Source organism: Fibrobacter sp. UBA7003 (assembly GCA_002449765.1).
GTDB lineage: Bacteria > Fibrobacterota > Fibrobacteria > Fibrobacterales > Fibrobacteraceae > Fibrobacter.
This window is the reverse complement of the sequence record DJXN01000003.1, coordinates 46895-64971: the sequence shown is the minus strand read 5'-3', so window position 1 is coordinate 64971 and position 18077 is coordinate 46895. Positions and strand designations below refer to the sequence as shown.

The 18077-nt window shown below is 51.9% G+C and carries 17 protein-coding genes; 12 read left to right on the top strand and 5 right to left on the bottom strand.

Going from position 1 to position 18077, the window contains the following annotated elements; all coding sequences use genetic code 11:
• Window positions 1-209: 209 nt before the first annotated feature.
• Complete coding sequence (locus B2952_RS02540) at window positions 210-1121, bottom strand: DUF2971 domain-containing protein (RefSeq protein WP_290735182.1); 912 nt, start codon at window positions 1119-1121, stop codon at window positions 210-212.
• A 134-nt stretch (window positions 1122-1255) separates the two neighbouring features.
• On the opposite strand from B2952_RS02540, the gene B2952_RS02535 reads away from it, so the two are divergent.
• From B2952_RS02535 to B2952_RS02485, 11 genes are all read left to right on the top strand, one after another.
• Window positions 1256-2443, top strand: coding sequence for an ATP-binding protein (locus B2952_RS02535; protein ID WP_290735179.1), 1188 nt, complete (start codon window positions 1256-1258; stop codon window positions 2441-2443).
• Between the two features lie 159 nt (window positions 2444-2602).
• Window positions 2603-2962 (top strand): hypothetical protein, encoded by a 360-nt coding sequence (locus B2952_RS02530; RefSeq protein WP_290735176.1) that lies wholly within the window; start codon window positions 2603-2605, stop codon window positions 2960-2962.
• A gap of 94 nt (window positions 2963-3056) precedes the next feature.
• Entirely contained in the window at window positions 3057-3665 is a 609-nt protein-coding gene (locus B2952_RS02525) for a helix-turn-helix domain-containing protein (protein ID WP_290735174.1), read from the top strand.
• Window positions 3666-3687: 22 nt separating this feature from the next.
• Window positions 3688-4239: an ATP-binding protein gene (locus B2952_RS02520; protein ID WP_290735185.1), complete on the top strand. Its 552-nt coding sequence runs from the start codon at window positions 3688-3690 to the stop codon at window positions 4237-4239.
• Entirely contained in the window at window positions 4220-4426 is a 207-nt protein-coding gene (locus B2952_RS02515; protein ID WP_290735171.1) for a hypothetical protein, read from the top strand. Before B2952_RS02520 ends, B2952_RS02515 begins: the two co-directional genes overlap by 20 nt.
• A 119-nt stretch (window positions 4427-4545) precedes the next feature.
• Window positions 4546-5838: a phosphoribosylamine--glycine ligase gene (gene purD, locus B2952_RS02510; protein WP_290735168.1), complete on the top strand. Its 1293-nt coding sequence runs from the start codon at window positions 4546-4548 to the stop codon at window positions 5836-5838.
• Between the two features lie 11 nt (window positions 5839-5849).
• Entirely contained in the window at window positions 5850-6323 is a 474-nt protein-coding gene (gene purE / locus B2952_RS02505; RefSeq protein ID WP_073116370.1) for a 5-(carboxyamino)imidazole ribonucleotide mutase, read from the top strand.
• 26 nt (window positions 6324-6349) lie between these two features.
• Window positions 6350-7120, top strand: coding sequence for a DUF3108 domain-containing protein (locus tag B2952_RS02500; protein ID WP_290730652.1), 771 nt, complete (start codon window positions 6350-6352; stop codon window positions 7118-7120).
• A 126-nt stretch (window positions 7121-7246) separates the two neighbouring features.
• A complete protein-coding gene (locus tag B2952_RS02495; RefSeq protein WP_173366944.1) occupies window positions 7247-8155 on the top strand; it encodes a hypothetical protein in 909 nt (302 codons plus the stop codon).
• A gap of 73 nt (window positions 8156-8228) precedes the next feature.
• Window positions 8229-9959, top strand: coding sequence for a maltotransferase domain-containing protein (locus tag B2952_RS02490; protein ID WP_290735164.1), 1731 nt, complete (start codon window positions 8229-8231; stop codon window positions 9957-9959).
• A 65-nt stretch (window positions 9960-10024) separates the two neighbouring features.
• A complete protein-coding gene (locus tag B2952_RS02485; protein WP_290735162.1) occupies window positions 10025-10780 on the top strand; it encodes an acyl-[acyl-carrier-protein] thioesterase in 756 nt (251 codons plus the stop codon).
• Window positions 10781-10848: 68 nt separating this feature from the next.
• Here the strand turns inward: B2952_RS02485 and B2952_RS02480 are convergent, their stop codons facing one another.
• From B2952_RS02480 to B2952_RS02465, 4 genes are all read right to left on the bottom strand, one after another.
• Complete coding sequence (locus B2952_RS02480) at window positions 10849-11661, bottom strand: hypothetical protein (protein WP_290735159.1); 813 nt, start codon at window positions 11659-11661, stop codon at window positions 10849-10851.
• A gap of 89 nt (window positions 11662-11750) precedes the next feature.
• A complete protein-coding gene (locus B2952_RS02475; protein WP_290735155.1) occupies window positions 11751-14267 on the bottom strand; it encodes a hypothetical protein in 2517 nt (838 codons plus the stop codon).
• A gap of 1 nt (window position 14268) precedes the next feature.
• Window positions 14269-15543, bottom strand: a complete 1275-nt coding sequence (locus tag B2952_RS02470; protein WP_290735152.1) for a hypothetical protein — start codon at window positions 15541-15543, stop codon at window positions 14269-14271.
• Window positions 15544-15702: 159 nt separating this feature from the next.
• Window positions 15703-16929: a sensor histidine kinase gene (locus B2952_RS02465; RefSeq protein WP_290730636.1), complete on the bottom strand. Its 1227-nt coding sequence runs from the start codon at window positions 16927-16929 to the stop codon at window positions 15703-15705.
• Window positions 16930-17125: 196 nt separating this feature from the next.
• Between B2952_RS02465 and B2952_RS02460 the strand changes: the two genes are divergently transcribed.
• The gene (locus B2952_RS02460) at window positions 17126-17980 is read left to right on the top strand and encodes a sigma-70 family RNA polymerase sigma factor (protein ID WP_173365682.1); all 855 of its coding nucleotides are present in this window, start codon (window positions 17126-17128) and stop codon (window positions 17978-17980) included.
• Window positions 17981-18077: the final 97 nt, after the last annotated feature.

Below are 18077 nucleotides of genomic sequence, written 5' to 3'. Positions count from 1 at the left end.
CGGCAAAAGTGGCTTTAATTGCAAACGAAATGGAAATTTTAAATATTTTAAGTCAGTATCCAACTTATTTTGAAAACTTATATAAAAGGATGATTGGCTAAGATGAACCAATGGTTTTATCCATTGGAATTTTGATTGGAATATCTTCTGTTTATAAAAGAAAAACGCCAAAGATTTCTTTGGCGTTTTTTCATAAAAGATGATAATATTTACAGTGATTCGTTTAATGGTATCTTTTCCATTTTTTTTACATTTGCTGCAAGTTTTATTTCAAAAAATTTTACATTGTTCCAACCGATTTCTCTAACGTAATTTATATACTTTTGGCGAACTTCAGGTTGACAACGGCATCCAAAAACTATTTCAACCAAAGGACCCGGGAAATCGTATTCGCCAGATTCTTCCTCAACATATCGCCATTCCTTTTCGTAATCCCAATTAAGAGTTTTATTTGAAATAATTCTCCTAAAAGTAGGATCATCAAACGACAATTTCGTCTTATTTATGCCTCCAAAATTCATATCCATTTCTACCATAAAATTCATATCAGAAAAATCAGGCATTTCATTAGAGTATTCAACTTTAATACATCTCTTAGAATTGAGTAATTTTGATCCATCGGCAGATTCGAATCCCAAAGCAAGACCTTTTGAAGAATCTCCATAATGAGCCCACATCAACTCATTATCACAATCTTCAGTCAAACTAAAAATTCCGGTTCTTTTTATTTTTGATTGCAAATTGTCTAGCAAATTTCTAATATCAGTTAATTTTGTTCCAGTCGTTTTGAAAACGAAATCGCGGACCATCTTTTCGGCATTGTCTAAATTCCCTGCTAAAATAAGTTTATCTAGAAAACGATTAGCTTCTTTAATTGGACATCCCATAAAGTGTTTTTGACCAGATCGTGTGGCTCTTTGTATGCCTATTATTATTGGGACAATTTTGCTTTGCTGATTAAATTCCAAAACTTTTTTGTAGAAAGATTCTCTAATCGGTTGCATTTCACATTCAAATACATCATTCAAAGTCTGTGCTGAAGGCAACCAAACCTTTTTATTTTTAAAAATTTTTTCAGTATTTTCATTGTCAGAACGATATTTGTATAAAATTTTATTCATATTAGTTTTCTTTAGAAAAGTTTGAATTTTTATACTAGCTGAAACTATATTAATGATTCATGTTTGCAATGTTTTAAATATATGTTTTTTTTGTGTGTAAAAAGTTTTGATGAAAGATGTGCGAACCGCAAATAATGTTCGACATTACGGCGGAAATTGTCGAGGGGGCGCAGCTCCTGATTGTGCAGGTTTTCCCTGGAATGGCAACGCCATATTATATAAAATCACAGGGGAAAGAAAACGGAACGTATATCCGCCTTGGTGCCACTACTCGTAACGCTGATTTGGCGGCACTTTCGGAACTTGAAAATCGCGGGAGAAATGTTTCTTACGATGGACTCCCGTATCGTTCGCTCAAGGTGACCGATGCCGATATAGCATTTCTTTGCAAGGACTTTTCAAAAAGGGCCAAGCGTAAAATTACAAAAGCGGATTTAGAAAACTTACATCTTCTGACAGGTCGCTCGCACGACAAGGCGACGAATGCTCTGGCTATTCTCTTGGGCAAGCATGAATATACTTCGCGAATTCAGTGTGCCCGGTTCCGTGGAACTATGCGAGCTGACTTTCTAGATAAAAAGGATTATAATGGCCCGCTCTGCAAGCAAATTGACGATGCTTACAAGTTCGTTCTCAACCACCTGAATATGGCTATCGAAATAAACGGAGTGGTTCATGATGAAAAGTACGAACTCCCGCCGAAAGCTATTCGAGAGCTAATAATCAATGCCGCAATTCACCGGAATTATCAAATGAATTCCAGCGTGCAGGTGGCTGTATATGATGACCGCGTGGAAATATCTTCGCCGGGTACTCTTTATGGAACGCTAACTCTTGAAGAGGCCTTGAGCGGTCGCTCGTCTATCCGTAACAAGACTCTTGCCCGCACTTTGGAAAAGGTTCACGTTCTAGAAGGATGGGGCTCCGGTTTCCAGCGGATTAATACGATGTGCCAGGAATATGGCGTGGCTCGCCCCGAATTCACCGAAATCGGGGACATGTTCCGAGTGAACTTTTATCGCCACAATAACGACGAAAAAGTGGCGATGAATTCGAAAATCGGCGATAAATCGGCGATAAATTCGAAAATCGGCGATAAATCGGCGATAAATTCAAAAATCGGCGATAAATCGGCGATAAATTTCAAGGAAAAGATTGTCGAATACCTTGCTGAACACGAAGAAGCCCGCTCACGAGAAATTGCTGATGTTATAGGCTTGAAGATTTCTCGAACTAAGGACTACATAACAGAACTTGTTGAAGAAGGCAAAATTGTCTCCAACGGGGCAAACAAGAATAGGACGTACTCGTTGAAAAAATGATGTCTAAACCGATGAAATTTAGACGAGGTTTAGACGAAAAATGGCGTTTTTTAGACGATGTGACCAATGTCGCAGAACTGTTAAAAGCGCCAGAATCGCGATGAATCCGAAAAAGAAAAGTATCAAGGATTCCTGAAAAATGCGGAGCGAGTCTATTTTATGGGATTCTCTTATATTCTGGATAATCTGGAATCTATAGGGATTCCTCGTGGTGCTGAGATTATTCGAAACGCAAAAGTCTATGCAACGGCCATGGGCTTATCTTCTCAGAACCGTCTATGGATTTCGTCGTATCTGGATCTCAAGGATTTTGAAAAAAGAAACGAACCCGAGCCAATGCCCGAGATAGAAGTTCAATACCAGCCTTTTAAGAATAGTATTATGCGTCAACAGGAATATAAACAGAAAGAAAATTGGGCGAAGGATCAAATAAGAAGCAGACGAATACACTTCGAAAACCGAATCCTCAAGGACGCAAGTGCGGTTGACCTGATTCTTGATTATTATACGCTTGCGTAAGTGGCTGTTACGCTGTTGAGAAAAATCTCATTTTGTCACTTTGTGTCAAGTGGATGGAGTTATATTTGACATGATAAGAATATTGAGGTCGTTTATGTCAGAGAGCCAGAGCATAGAATACAAGTCGTCATGGAGAGACGAATACCTCAAGTGGATTTGTGGGTTTGCCAATGCCCAGGGCGGCAAGCTGTATATTGGCGTGGATGACAACGGCTATGTCTGCGGGGTCTCGAACATAAAAAGACTCTTGGAAGATATTCCCAACAAAATTCAAACAAGTCTCGGTATTGTCACCGAAGTAAACAAGAAAGAAAAAGATGGCTTGGAATATATTGAAATAATCGTTGTTCCGAGTTCTTTCCCTGTAAGTTATCGCGGGGAATTTCATTACAGAAGCGGAGCCACCAAACAGCAACTGACGGGCATTGCTCTTACGGAATTCATTGCGAAGAAAACTGGAGTCCGTTGGGAAGACGCTGTTGTCGAAGATATTCGCGTTGAAGACTTGGATGATGAAAGTTTCAAGATTTTTAGACGCGAGGCTCTTAGAAGTAATCGCATGAGGCAAGAAGACTTGGATATTCCCAATGAGGACTTGTTGAAAAAGCTCCATCTTATGGAAGGCGAAAATTACCTACGAACACGACCGTCGTGTGGAAACATATCCTTATGCACGCAACGCGATTCGCGAGGCTGTGTATAACGCAATTGTTCATAACTGCTATATGTTCGGTAGCCCCGTTCAGATACGGGTGGAAAACGAATCCATCATCGTAAGCAACCGATGCGTTTTACCGGATGGGTGGACTGCGGAAACGTTGATGAACCCGCATGATTCCATTCCCTACAATCCCGATATCGCCAACGTGTTCTACCGTGCGGGGTATATTGAAAACTGGGGTCGTGGCATCGAAAAAATTTGCGATGCGTGCAGGGAACTTGGTGCAGACTTGCCCAAGTACGAGATCGTTGGAAATGGGTTGCGAATTCATTTTAGTGCTTTGAAAAGTGCCCTGATTAGCGAAAATGAGGCGACTGAGGGGGGGGATGTCGGTATAAATGTCGGTATAAATGTCGGTATAAATGAGCAAAAGGTAATTGGGCTGATTGTCGAGAATTCCCATATATCCGCAGTAGAGGTATCCGAAAAAATCTCGATTAGTTTAAGACAAGCTGAACGTATATTCGCTCATTTGAAGGAGAGAAAGCTGATAGAAAGAATCGGAGCAAGAAAAAACGGATACTGGAAAGTGAAAAATGCAACCGCTAAAACTTGAAGATCTTACCGCCCAGTTCGACAGCATCGTCCGCAGGTATCGCGACGGTGGGCTTATCGCTTACCGCGACGCGGGCGAACTGCTCAAGTACGAAGGTGGCCTCCCGGAAGTCAACCGGCTGAAAATATCTTGGCTGTCGCGGTTCAAGAATCGCCCCGCCATGAGAGACGAACTGGAAAAAATTTAGTCTCGTCAACTGTTCGGAAATTCCGAACAGCTCAAATTGCGTGCTTGTCGCATGAGAGCTTTTTTCTCGCTCCCCGCATTTTTCTACATTATCCCCCGTACAAGTATAAGGATTCGCTTATGAATATTCTCGTCGTTGGTAGCGGTGGTCGCGAACATGCCATCGCTCTTGCAGTCAAGAAGTCGCCGCTGTGCGACACTCTCGTGTGCGCTCCGGGCAACCCGGGCATGGCAAACCTCGGCAAGTGCGTGCCGGTCGATGTGGCCGATCCCAAGGCAATCGCCGACCTCGCCGTAGCAGAGCGTATTGACCTCGCGATTATCGGCCCCGAAATTCCGCTGGTCGCGGGCGTGGTGGATGAATTCCGCGCTCGCGGGCTGCGCGCTTTCGGCCCGACTGCGGCTGCTGCCGCGCTCGAAGGCTCCAAGGCCTTCAGCAAGGATATCATGAAGAAGTATGGCGTGCCGACGGCAGCCTTCGAGACCTTCACCGATCTCGCCTCCGCCAAGAAGTTCCTCGCCGAGCACCCGGCTCCGATTGTGGTGAAGGCGTCGGGCCTCGCTGCGGGCAAAGGCGCTATCGTCTGCATGACGGACAAGGAAGCGAACGATGCTGTCGAAGAAATGCTCGGCGACAAGGCGGTCTTCGGTGAATCCGGCAAGACGGTCGTGATTGAAGAATTCATGGACGGCGAAGAAGCCTCCATCTTCGTGGTTTGCGACGGCAAGGACTACGTGATTCTCTCTTCTGCACAGGACCACAAGCGCGTCTTTGACGACGACAAGGGACCGAACACGGGTGGCATGGGCGCTTACAGCCCGGCTCCGGTAGTCACGGATGCCCTCCTCGACGAAGTGAAGAAGACGATTATCGAACCGACCCTCAAGGGCATGGCCGCCGAAGGCAAGCCCTACACGGGCGTGCTCTACGTGGGCATCATGGTGACTGCGAAGGGCCCGAAGGTCGTGGAATACAACTGCCGCCTCGGTGACCCCGAATGCCAGATTGTGCTCCCGCTCTATGACGGCGACGTGCTCGCCTTGTTCGACGCTGCCGAAAAGGGCGAACTCGCCAAGCTCGGTGCCCCGAAGGCTCCGAAGGGCAGCTCCGCTATCGTCGTGCTTGCCAGCGCCGGTTATCCGGGCTCTTACGAAAAGGGCAAGGTGGTGACGGGTATCGAAGAAGCCGAAAAGAACGGCGCCCAGGTGCTCCATGCCGGTACCAAGATGGTGGACGGCAAGCTGGTCACTAACGGTGGCCGCGTGTTCGGCGTGGTGGGCCATGGCGAAACGCTCCAGGCTGCTCTCGACATCGCTTACGAAGCCGCCGAAAAGGTTCAGTTCGAAGGCAAGTTCTACCGCAAGGACATCGGCAAGAAGGGCTTGGCCCGTCTCGCAAAGATGGCAAAATAAGAGGTAACAAAATGGATTTGAAAGAAAATGCAAAGGTCGGTATCGTTGCGGGTAGCAAGTCCGACCAGGAAACTGTAGATAAAATCACCGCCGTGCTCGACAGCTTCGGCATCGTGTGGGAATTCAACATTCTCTCCGCGCACCGCACCCCGAACGCCACCGCGAAGTATGCTCGCGAAGCCGCCGGGCGAGGCCTCCAGGTCCTCATCGGTGTCGCTGGCCTCGCTGCAGCCCTCCCGGGCGTGCTCGCAGGGCACACGATTCTTCCGGTAATTGGACTGCCCTGCGCCGGCGGCCCGCTGAACGGCGTCGATGCCCTGCACTCTATCGTGCAGATGCCCCCGGGAATCCCGGTGGCCACGGTCGGCATCGGCAACGGCAAGAATGCCGGTTACCTCGCCGCCCACATCGTCGCCATCGCAGACCCTGCAGTTCGCGAAAAGCTCGTCGCCTACCGCAAGAGCCTCGGGGATATCGAAGGTTAGTCTGCGTGATGTTTAGGAGGAACGTCATGCCCTGTGCAAGGATTGTCGCGCTTGCGATGTTCCTTGTCGTATTCTGTTTCGCCGGCGAACCGAACCTGCCGGAGGTCCAGGCCCCGTGGATGAAGGGCGAACGTTTGACCTTCAGTCTCGGTTGGGGCCCGATTACCGCGGGCACGGCGACCCTCGAGGTCAAGCCGCTCCCCGGAGGCAAGACGGAGTTTCTCTCGTTCGCGCAGGGCAACAGCACCATCACGCGTATCTACCCTGTGTACGATACGGTCTATACCCGCGTGCGCAACAAGGGACTCATGACGGAGGTCTTCCGCAAGAACCTCCACGAGGGCAAGTTCCACAACACTTCCGTCATTCGCTTTGACCGCAAGGGCGAGAAGGCGTGGCTCTCGGATACGGTGTTTACCGACATGAAGACTCGCAAGGTCAAGCGCTCCGCCGATACCGCGGTCGCTATCCAGGGTATGGAACACAGCATCATGTCGGCGTTCTACTACGTGCGGACGATCCCGCTTGCCGCCGGCGACACGACGCGTTTCTCTGCCGTGAGCGGCAAGAAGCGTTACGAACTGAAGGTGCTGGTCCACGGGCGCGAGTCGCTCAAGACATCCATCGGCACGGTGAACACGGTCAAGGTGGAACCGGTGCTCGACGGTGACGGCATCTTCAATTCCAATGGCCGCATCTTCATCTGGCTCACGGACGACGACCGCCGGATTCCGGTGCTCATGGAGTGCGAAATCGCCCTCGGGAGCATCAAGGCGAAGCTCATCAAGGCGGAATAGGGGCGTTTTTGGTCGATTTTCTGCAAGTTTAAGCAACTTTTACAAGGTTTGGCGTGAATAAAAACCGGATAATAAGTTATATTCCGAAAGAGATATATAAAGGGATTTTATATCCAGAGGCTTTGAATGTTTAAAAAAGTGCTTTTGACGCTGTGTCTGTCCAGCTTCCTTGCGTGGGCTGCGCAGGATGATGACGAATTTGACGATAGTGACTTCGAATCCGCTTCCGAGGCTCCGGCTGCCCGTGCTGCGACGTCTGATGACGATAGCGAGTTTGAAGAGGCCGATGGCGGAAGTTCCATTTCGTCTTCTCAACAGAAGGACCTTGAAGCCCGCAAGAAGTTCGAAGAAGAACAGCGCCTCGATGAATATGCAAACTCCGAACGCCGTCGTAACTGGCTCAAGGACCGTCTGATTTTCCAGATTGGTATGGGTTCCCGCTATCCGATCATGGGTGAAACCGGTATGGGCATGGGCTTCGGTATCGGTGCCGAATACATTACGCGTTGGGGTGTCGGCCTTTATGCCTCTGGCGGTATGCTCCCCAAGGGCGATGACAATGACTTCGAAGGCATCCAGCTGGAAGGCGGCTACGGTTACAAGGTGGGTATCAACTACTACCTGTTCCCGAAGAACCCGCTCCACTTGGGCGTGTCTGTGTCCTATGGCACGGTTTACTTCGACCACAACGTGGAACCGAACGAAGAGAACGTTCGTCCGCTTATCACGGTCAACGGTTATCAGTTCGACCTTCTCATCTCGTACATGACAAATGAGTGGTACTACCTGCAGTTCTCCGTGGGTATGTATTACGCGCCGGCTCTCGGCACGACGACTCCGGAAGAGAACCCGAGCCTTCGTTACCAGTCCGAGTTCAGCTCGAACGTCATTTCTTCCGTGGTTAACCCGGACGGCATGAGCAAGACTGGAATCGTGTTCGGTATTGCCATCGGCTACGCCCTCCCGGAATTCTTCCCGGACGATACCGAAAAGCGCCGCCGTCAGCGCGAGAAGGAACGCAACCGCTCCAAGTAATTGCGACTTGATTTTGATTATTTCGAAGGGCCTGCATTCGCGGCCCTTTTTTATTGCTAACTTTCTACTCACTATGGCTACAATCCCTACACGTAAAGACAATCTCGTCATTGAAAACATCCGCCCCCAGATCGAAGGTGGGCGTTTTATGCTCAAGCGTGAACCGGGCGATACCGTCACGCTCACCGCGGACATTTTCCGCCACAGTCACGAAAAGTACGACGCCGCGATTTTCTACCGCCACGTGAGCAAGAAGAAGTGGGAGAAGGCTCCCATGCACTTCGTGGACAACGACCAGTGGGAAGGCTCCTTCACGGTCAACAACATCGGCTACTACGAATACAAGATTTGCGCGTGGACAATCGCCCCGAAGGACGTGCCGACCGAAAGCCCGGTGATGATGCTCCGCGTTGACCCGACCTACAGCCGCATCGGTACGTGGTACGAGATGTGGCCCAAGAGCCAGGGCACCGACCCCAAGAAGAGCGCCACCTGGAAGGATTGCGAAAAGCAACTTGACTACATCGCCGACCTCGGGTTCGATACCGTTTATCTAGTTCCTATTCACCCGATTGGCGTCACGAACCGCAAGGGTGCGAACAACGCGCTGCACGCGAAGACCGACAAGAAGGGCAAGCCGCTCGAGCCGGGATGCCCGTATGCCGTGGGTAACAAGAACGGCGGCCACTACGACGTGGACCCGGAACTCGGCAGCATGAAGGACTTCGAGCATTTTGCGAAGGCCGCCCGCAGCAAGGGGCTGCGCCTCGCTCTCGACATCGCGCTCAACTGCAGCCCCGACCACCCGTACGTGAAGAGCCACCCGGAATGGTTCTACCACGAACCCGATGGCAGCATCAAGTTTGCGGAAAACCCGCCCAAGAAGTACGAGGACATCTACCCGTTCGACTACTACAACGACAACTACAAGGCGCTCTGGCAAGAAATCGAGAACATTATCTTGTTCTGGGCCGACAAGGGCGTCGAGATTTTCCGTATCGACAACCCGCACACCAAGCCGTTCCCGTTCTGGGAATGGCTCATCGCCGACGTGAAGGAAAAGCGCCCGGAACTCGTATTCCTTGCCGAAGCCTTCACCCGCCCGAAGATGATGCACCGCCTTGCAAAGTCGGGCTTCGACATGAGCTACACGTATTTCGCCTGGCGCTCTGCCAAGTGGGAATTCGAGCAGTACCTCAAGGAACTCACGCAGAGCGATGCGAAGGAATACATGCGCGGAATCTTCTTCCCGACGACTCCGGATATTTTCCCGAAGTACCTTGCGTACAAGGGCCCGAACGCGTTCAAGCAGCGCTACTTCCTCGCGGGCACGCTTTCTAGCCTCACCGGCATGTACAACGGCTACGAGCTGTGCGAAAACATTCCCTCGCCGGTCAAGGAAGAACTTGCCGACAGCGAAAAGTACCAGTACAAGGTCCACAACTGGAAGGGCCCCGGCATCCAGGACTTTGTGCGCCGCGTGAATACCGCCCGCCAGGAACACGTTGCCCTGCAGGAATACGACAACCTCGACTTCCACTACTGCGCCAACGACCAGCTGATGGTTTATTCCAAGAAGACCGGCGATGACGTTATCTTGTGCGTATGCAACATGGACATGGACAACGCGCAGGAAGGCATGGTGGAACTCGACATGGCAAAACTCGGGCTTTCGCAGGATTCGTTCTTCTTCTTGAAGGACCTGATTACCGACGAGAGCTTCGTATGGCGCGGCAACAGGAACTTCGTGCGTCTTGACCCCGCGAAGGCCCCCGGCCACCTGCTCGTGCTCAAGAAAATCTAGCTGGATTTTCGGAAACTAATTTATTAGGACTGCCCCGGCGGTCCCTTTTTTATTATATTGAAAGCATGATTGACATTTACGCACTTGCAAAGAATCCGCTGGTTTTCCAGAAACAGCGCACCATTACCTCGGCATACATCGACGTCTCGGGCAAGATGGGTATCGCGCAGACGGTGCTCATGGTGCAGGACAACTTCACCGAGAATTTCGGCTCCATCAAGCAGGACAACTTCTGCGTTCACGAGAAGGGCGCTTACTGGGTTATCTATAAGGCAAAATTCAAGTTTTTCCAGCGCCCGTTCTGGCGCGACAAGGTGGTTACCACGTCGTTCCCCGCCGATAACGCGCCTATCCGCACATACGAGAATACGGCCATTACCACGCTGGAAGGCGAACCGATTATCCTTGCCGTGCAGGAGGCCTGCTGCCTGGATTTGCAGCGCCACCGCCCCGTGAAACTTTCTGCGGTCGATTTCCCGACGGAAGGCGCCCCGGAGCCGTTCATGGACAACAAGTTCACGAAGTTCCCGGTGGAACCCGCAGAATATGTGGAGGTTTACCGCCAGAAGGTGCTGCCCCAGCATATCGACATGTCGCACCACATGAACAACATCGAGTACGTGAAACTTGCATTGAACGTGTTCTCTTCGGAAGATCTGGAACTCTGCATTCCTTCGATGCTCGAGGTGCACTTTATGGGCGAGACGCACGAGGGTCAGGAAGTCAAGATTTTCCGCGCCGACAAGATGGGCGCGACCTACATGAAGATCGAGGACGACGAAGGCCGCCAGGTCTTCGAGATGAAAATCAAGATGAAGTAATTGACTTGAAGATATGAAAAAACTGCACGGCACAAACCATGCAGTTTTTTTGTTTTGTAGGAGCGACTCTAGAGCGAAAACGACTTCCCGAGCGATACCGCGAAGGAGGTGTTGGTGTTCGTGTAGACGGTGCCGTGGAATCCGCTCGGGTGGAAATACGAGATTCCGAGCGTCGAGTTCCATTCCTTCACCTTTTTCGCGAAGTTGATCCCGTATTCGATGGCGAGCGAGCCTGCGCTTTCGCCGAGACGCGGCCCGACCCACAGGGAGGCGGTGGGCCTCCAGCCGAATCGTTCGTCCATGTTTTCGACGAGGTTCCGCTTTTCTAGGAATTCGCGCTTGCTTTCGTAATCGCCGCCGCCCTGGTAGAACTGGAAGCCGCCCGCGGTTCCGAGGAACAGGTGAGACCCGATGTTGAACTCGACGCCGCTGACAATGCGTTCCTGCAGGTTCCAGAATGTGTAGTCCTTGTCGCCATCCTTGGAAGCGAGCCAGACGTTGTAACCGTCATCGCTGCAGGGGAGGTCGTTGCACCCGAACTGGAGCGTACCCGCGATGCCCGCGACACTTGCGTTTACGAACAGCGGGGAAATTGTCCCTGTGGGGTGGAATTCGAGGCTGAGCGCTCCGCCGCCCGCGTTCACCTGCTCCACGTTGAATCCGGAAGCCGCGAAGGTCCCGTAGGCGTCGGCAGAAAGGGTAATCTGCTTTTCGCCATCCGGAGTGGATTTCGGCTGGTGGTAAGCGGGAAGCGGCGCCGAACCCATCGATTGCATCTGGGGCGGAAGGCAGCCGGTCAGTGCGAAGGCCGCGGCGATGCCTGCTGCGAGTTTGCCGGTCGCGCTGATAATCGACTTCTTAAATGTCTTGTTTGTTCTCATTGTAACATCCCTTGGCCGGGGTCGCCCCCGGCGTAGTACATATGTGTTTGCTAAAAGTTATGTTAATTGAGGATGTGTGTCAATAGCCGTTACTGGAGCGTAATTGAACGTATTTCGCAGGTCTCGTTTGCGCGCATCGCTTGCAAGGTCAAGCGTGACGCGGAATAGCCGTTGCTTGCGGTTACGGACGTATTGACTATTTGTGATAAGGGTAAAATTTTGCTTACAAATTCATTTTGCAAACTATTGTTGCTTCCGAGGTTTACTTTCCCCTTCGAGGCGGTCCCGAAGTAGATTTCGCTGTGCAGGCAGGTGCCGGCGCGGTATTCTACTTTCAGTTCGCTGTAGGCATCGAGGGAATATGTCCCGCCGAAGTCGAGGTGGATTCCGGAATAGCGTTCCGCGAAACTGAACGCGGCGGCCTTGTCGTTGTAGGTGATGGAGGTCGTCGGGCTCCATTTTACGATTCCGTAATTGGAGGGGAAAAGCGTCCTTGTCGCGATGGGGGATGGCTTTTCGAGATTTGCGACGGTCGAGGTGATGAGCCTCGGCTTGGTGAGGGTCATCGTCGCTCCGTTGGAGTTGAGTACGAGCCGGAACCAGCGGTAATTGGACATGGCGCCGGGAACGCTCGGCATCTGCCAGCGGAGAGTGTGGAACTGACCGTCCTGCGGGACATTCACTTCTTCGAGCTGGACCTGTGCGCCGCCGTCCTTGCGCTTGGTCAGCAGGATTTCCGCCTTCATCCAGTTGCCCTTGGAATTTTCCGCCTTGATGCCTATTTCAAATACGGAGCCCTCGGGAACGTCGTTGGCGTTATCGACGGTTGCGACTTTTTGCCAACCGGAGGGAAGCGTGAATTTGACTTCATCGTCGCTTTCGGTTGCCTTGTCGTTGTAGTCGTAGCGGATGAACCCGAACTTCTTTGTCTGTAATGCGCCCGCGTTCTTGATGATTTCCGGCATTTTCGAAGCGTCCATGCAGCTTGTATGGGGTTGGAACATCCCGGTGAGTTTCATGTTTCTGAACTCGTGGTTTGCACTGTCGTAGTCTGCCTTGGCGACTTCGCAAAGCAAACGCCATACATCTGCCTGCATTCCCTCCAGCACGGCTCTGTCTATGCTGCCGTCCGAACGGACGGCGGGTTCGATGTGGCGGCCGCTGGTCGCCTCCTCGAACCGTGGATGCGTCGCATCCACGGCATAGACAGCTTTCGCCGTAGAGTTCTTTCCCGGATTCTCGAAGGGGAATCCCGAATACGACTTGCTGAATGCGCAGTCGGAACGCATGGCGAGGTCCCCGTTGCACTGCAAATCCATGGCGCTCGCTGTCGGGATGAACGTGCTGCTCCCTTGGTAGAGAGTGTCCGCTTCCCAGGAGTTCGTGAAGTTCAGGGTGTAGAGTGTAGCCCCGAACAGCTTTATGTCGTATTTCATGTCGTCGGGGATGGCGTCTTCCATGCCTTCGCGAAGCGACGTGTACATTGTCCTTGCGAAGGGATATGTGCTTCCCTGAACGAAATCGAATTTTGCGTTTCCTTTCGGTGTCGAGGTCTCGTCCTGCGACAGGAATTCGTAGACGTGGTTGTGCGAGAATGCGGAATCCTTGCTTTCGGAGGCCATCATGCGGCTGGAGGCGCGACCCCACGGCTCGCTGCCGCGTTTTGCCGAACGGTTCAGGGCGAAATAGGTTGTCGCGTGCTTAGGCGATTTTCCCTTCAGTTGCCCCTGCGCGATGAGAATGGCCGGGAATCCCTTGTAGTTTGCGGCCTTGCGGTATTCGCCGAAGAGGAAGCGCCCTGCGTCCGTCTTGGCTTCGTACGTGCCGTTCCCTGCCTCGGTGTCGTAGAGCAGCAAGTCCCGTGCTCCCGGCGAGGTGATGAGGTCGTTGAACGCTTCTGCCGATGCGACTCCCGCCTTGTTCGCCCAGAAGTCGATGGTCGAGATGAGCCCGCGCGGCATCACTGCTCCCTGGTGGGGCGAATCGAGCGATGCGTAGAGGCGGATGGGTGTATCGCCCGCCTTGCGCGAGGTGTCGTAGAGGTAGGATCCGTAGCGCCCGATAATACCTCCCTGGCTTATGCCGAGGACGATGAAGCCGTCTTCTTTCTTGTTCGGGAAGGAGATGGCCTTGTTATTTCCAAGGAACTTGAGCAGGGCGGCAAAGGTCTGCGAATTTTTCTGCAACGAGGTATGGACGGTCTGTGAGAACTGTACGAGGATAGGGGTGTAACCCAGTTCGGTAAGGATTTTAGGGATGCCGAACTGTTCCGTCTCTTGCTGGAGCTGGTCCAGGGTGCGTTCCTCGTCGACGCTCAGGTGGATTCCGTCGATGATGAGGAATGGGCGGCTGAGCGCTTTCTTCAAAATCGCCGCGTCGTCGTCGATGCCACCGATAATGCGGATGCGGACATCGGCATCACGTGCGGTAAAGCTGAGTTTGCCCTGTGCTTCGATGCAGAAGCCGAAGCCGCCCGTCGGCATGGTCGAGATGCAATCCGTCTTTTCGTTGCCGGTGTTGATGAAGAAAGCGTCCAGGTGCGATGCGCTTGCACTTGCGAAAAGCGAGAGCGCAAGGGCCGAGGTGAATTTCAGCAGTCGATTCATGTTACTTGACCTCCAGCGTGAGAATCTGTTGCGTGGTTGTGTCTCCGGAACGGAGGTTTACGGTGACAGGCTGTGGCCCTGCCGAGTCGAATTCGAATTCGGCGACGGAACTCCGCTCGATGGATTGGCATTTGCCGCCAATGCAGATTTCAATGGACGGGAGCGCCCTGCGCGTTGTCGCGACGAAATAGGGGTCGTAGGCAATTTTTACCTTGGAACCCTTCACGTAGCTGGTCGGGAACCCGGCAAGCAGCAGATGGTGGTCTTCGAGGGAGGTCGTGGAAAAACTGGTGTCGCTGTAGTATCTGACGGCACAGTCGATGTCGGCAACAAGCAGGGGAATGGTCCTGTTCCCGTTTGCCGCGGCGATATTCTGCGCTTCGACGAACAACGCCTTGGGATTCGCGATGACGCTGTCCCTGAGCCGGTTCCTGTCGACGAGGAAGAGACTCTTGTACCAGCCGTCGCGGGATTTTTCGGGCGAAAGGTCGCGTGCGTTCCTGTACGCCTCGATCTGGCGGTAATCCTGTTCGCCCAGTATGAACGGCTTGTTTGTCCGCTTTCTGTATTCGGAGCGGGTCGCGGCATCCATGGCCATGCGCGCCGTGCGCACGGGAATCTCGTTGTTGATGTGGGGGCGGAATGCAGTAAACGGATCCACGTCCCTGAAGTAGTATGTGGCGCTTGCCTGCGTGCCGTTGGTTGTTTCCTGGGAATTTGAGGATACAGAACCGTCTCCGGCGCAGGTGAACTCGATATTGTCTACGAACAGCGTAGTGTACTGGTTTGCGGGAACATCGAAAAGCCCGATGCCGATTTTATGCACGCGGGCATCCCTTTTGCCGAGCAGGTTCTCGATAGGGACGGCTAGTTCGTGAGTCCGGTTTGCATCGATGTTGTGGAAAGAGATGTTCCCGGCTCCTGCCGATTCTACGAGCCACACGCCGAATTTTGCGGCCTGCGTCGCACGGACGTCTATTTTGAGCGTTCCTCCGCGAACGTCTGCGGGAAGTCCCTCAAAGACGAGTGTCCCTGTCCAGTCCCCGCGCGAGTTCTTTATTCCCGAAAGGCGCATGTAGGGTGATTCCATCTTTTCGAAATTTCCCCAGTTCGCCCTCCATTCCGGAGCTTCCGGGAACGTGCGCCCGGAATCCTCCATTTTTCCGTTGTTCTTGGAACCGTCAAAGATGACGGTGCTGTTGCAAATTTGGGCATTGCCCGCGATGGCCAAGAAAAGCCCCGCGGCTACAATTCCCCTTAGACTCCTATGATTCATAGGAATTCCCCGTTGTGATTTTATCTAAAGAATAGCCCTCGAGGGCATCGCCTAGGCCCAGGATAATCCCGGACGTGTTCAGGGAAAGCTATATAAAAAAGCAACCCGTGTAAAGGGATGCTTTAAAAAAAGTTTATCTGTAAGCTGCTTAAGGGGTGATTAATTACTGCTCAAAGGCGAATTCAGGGTGTTTATTTTTAGTGTCGCCTTGTAGACGTCGCCCTCGACGGAAGTCTTGTATTCGTAAGCTGACCTGTAGAGAAGTTCCAGGCGCTTCTGGAACGTAGCGATTCCGAGCCCGCTCGAATTGGACTTGGACTTGCGCGGGAAATTCGAGTTCTCGGTTTGGATGGTGACGATTGTGCCCTCTTGCCGGATGAAAATGTGCGCGAAGCTTTTGCCGCTGGGGTTGACGCTGTGCTTGATGGCGTTTTCCACAAGGGGCATGGCGATGAGCGGTGCAATCTGGAAATTGCTGTCTTCGAGCTGGATGTCGAATTTCAGGTCGTAATCGCTGTTGAGCCTGAGTTTTTCCAGGTCCGCGTATTTTTGCAGGATGTCGATATCTTCCTGGATGGCGATGGTCTTGTCGGATGTCTGGTAGAGTGTGATGCGGAGCAGTTTCGAAAGCTTTGACATGGCTTCTTCGGCGCGTTTCGGGTCTATCGAGATGAGTGCCGAGATGTTGTTCAGGGTGTTGAATAGGAAATGCGGGCTGAGCTGGTTCTTGAGAAAATCCAGTTCATACTGCAGGGCCATGCTTTTTTGTTCGCGTTGCAAAAAGCTTCGCAAAGTATGCCTTAGAACAACGTTATATAGAACGCTGATGATGCAGACGAATCCCACAAGGATAGAAAACAGGACGACGGTCAGGAAGGTAAAGTGGCCGCCCTTCATATTCGAAAAGCAGAACGAGGTAAAGAAGTAGGTTATGCCTTCGTCGGGACTCCGTTCCAGGAGGAAGAACGCGACTTCGCGGACAAACAGGGCTCCGATGACGAGCAGGGAGTTGTGTATAAAGAACGGGATGTAGTGTTTTTTGAAAATGCAGCTGGGAACCAGGAATTTCTGGTTGATGAAGAAAATGAGTGTCGTGGTAATCAGGGGAACGTAGAATCCGACGACGCCCCTCGCGTTGATCTTGGGCGAAGTGATGTTGGAGGGGTCGAGGTAGGTGGCGAGCGGGAACAGGAGAATGAAAAGCCAGATCAGGAGAAGCGGCACGAAGGGGGGGATGGGGTAGTTGAAGGACTTCTTTTCTTCGCGGAGGAGGTCGTTGATGATCTTCTCGCTACGCCGGAAACTTGCTTCCTGCATGCCTTCGAACGTCCCGCGCTTGGTCTCGATGAAGTTTGTAACGGCTTTTGCGGTTCTTTTTATGGTCATACGTCCAAAATTAAGTCAAAAAATGCGTTTTGGAAGGGTGTATGTGACATTTTCATGACGAAAATGCGGAAAAAAGCGACAAAAAACCAATTTAACTTTTGCGAACGGCTTTCCCGATAATGACACAGTAAAGGGAAATCGGAGGTAAATTTGTATACGTAAAGCAAATGACAACACGCAACAGCAGAGGTTTATCATGATTACGAATACACGCAATAGGGAAGAAAGGGATAGCTACTTTCAGTACCTGAACGAGATTTCGAAATATCCCCTGCTGACCAGGGCGCAGGAAACGCTGCTGCTCAAGAAGATCCGCCAGGGGAGCCGCGAGGCGATGGATATGCTGGTTAAATCCAACCTGCGCTTCGTGGTGAATATTGCGAATCTCTATAAGGGACAGGGCATCGAAGTGGGCGAACTCATCAGCGAAGGGAACCTCGGCCTTATGGAAGCCGCGCGCCGTTTCGACCCGGACCAGAAAATCAAGTTTATCAGTTACGCCGTGTGGTGGGTCCGCCAGAACATCACCCGCGCAATCGCCGAGAAGGGCCGCATGGTCCGCATCAGCGCCGAAAAGGAACTTGTGCTCCGCCGTTTCAACAAGAAGGGTGGCAAGCTCCGCCAGGTCGTGGGCGGCAGCTACGTGCTTGACCCGGAAAGCCTCGCCGGAGTGTCCAAGTACAAGGGCGACGCCATCGAGAAGATTCTCATGATGGGTTCCAAGACCACCTCTCTCGATACTCCCGTCGGAGAAGATGGCGATGTTACCCTCGGCGAGACGCTTGCTTCCGTGGATGCCGGCACCGACGCCCTTGCCGAACGCAAGAACTGCGGCGACATCTACGAAAGGGTGATGCGCGAGAACCTCACCAAGCAGGAACGCGACATCCTCAAGCTCTACTACGGTTTTTCTGTGGATTCCGACTTGAACCTCAAGGAAATCGCCCCGATGGTCGGGCTTTCCAAGGAAAGGGTTCGCCAGCTCAAGGAATCCGCACTGGCCAAGCTCAAGACTGAACAAATTCATCGGATCTTGAACGAAGCCGCCTGATTTTTCTACTCTCTCTCCTTTTTTTTCAAAAACCGGTCCTTTTGGGCCGGTTTTTCCCGTTTTTGGCATGTTTCTTTAGCCTAGAAATTGTATTTTT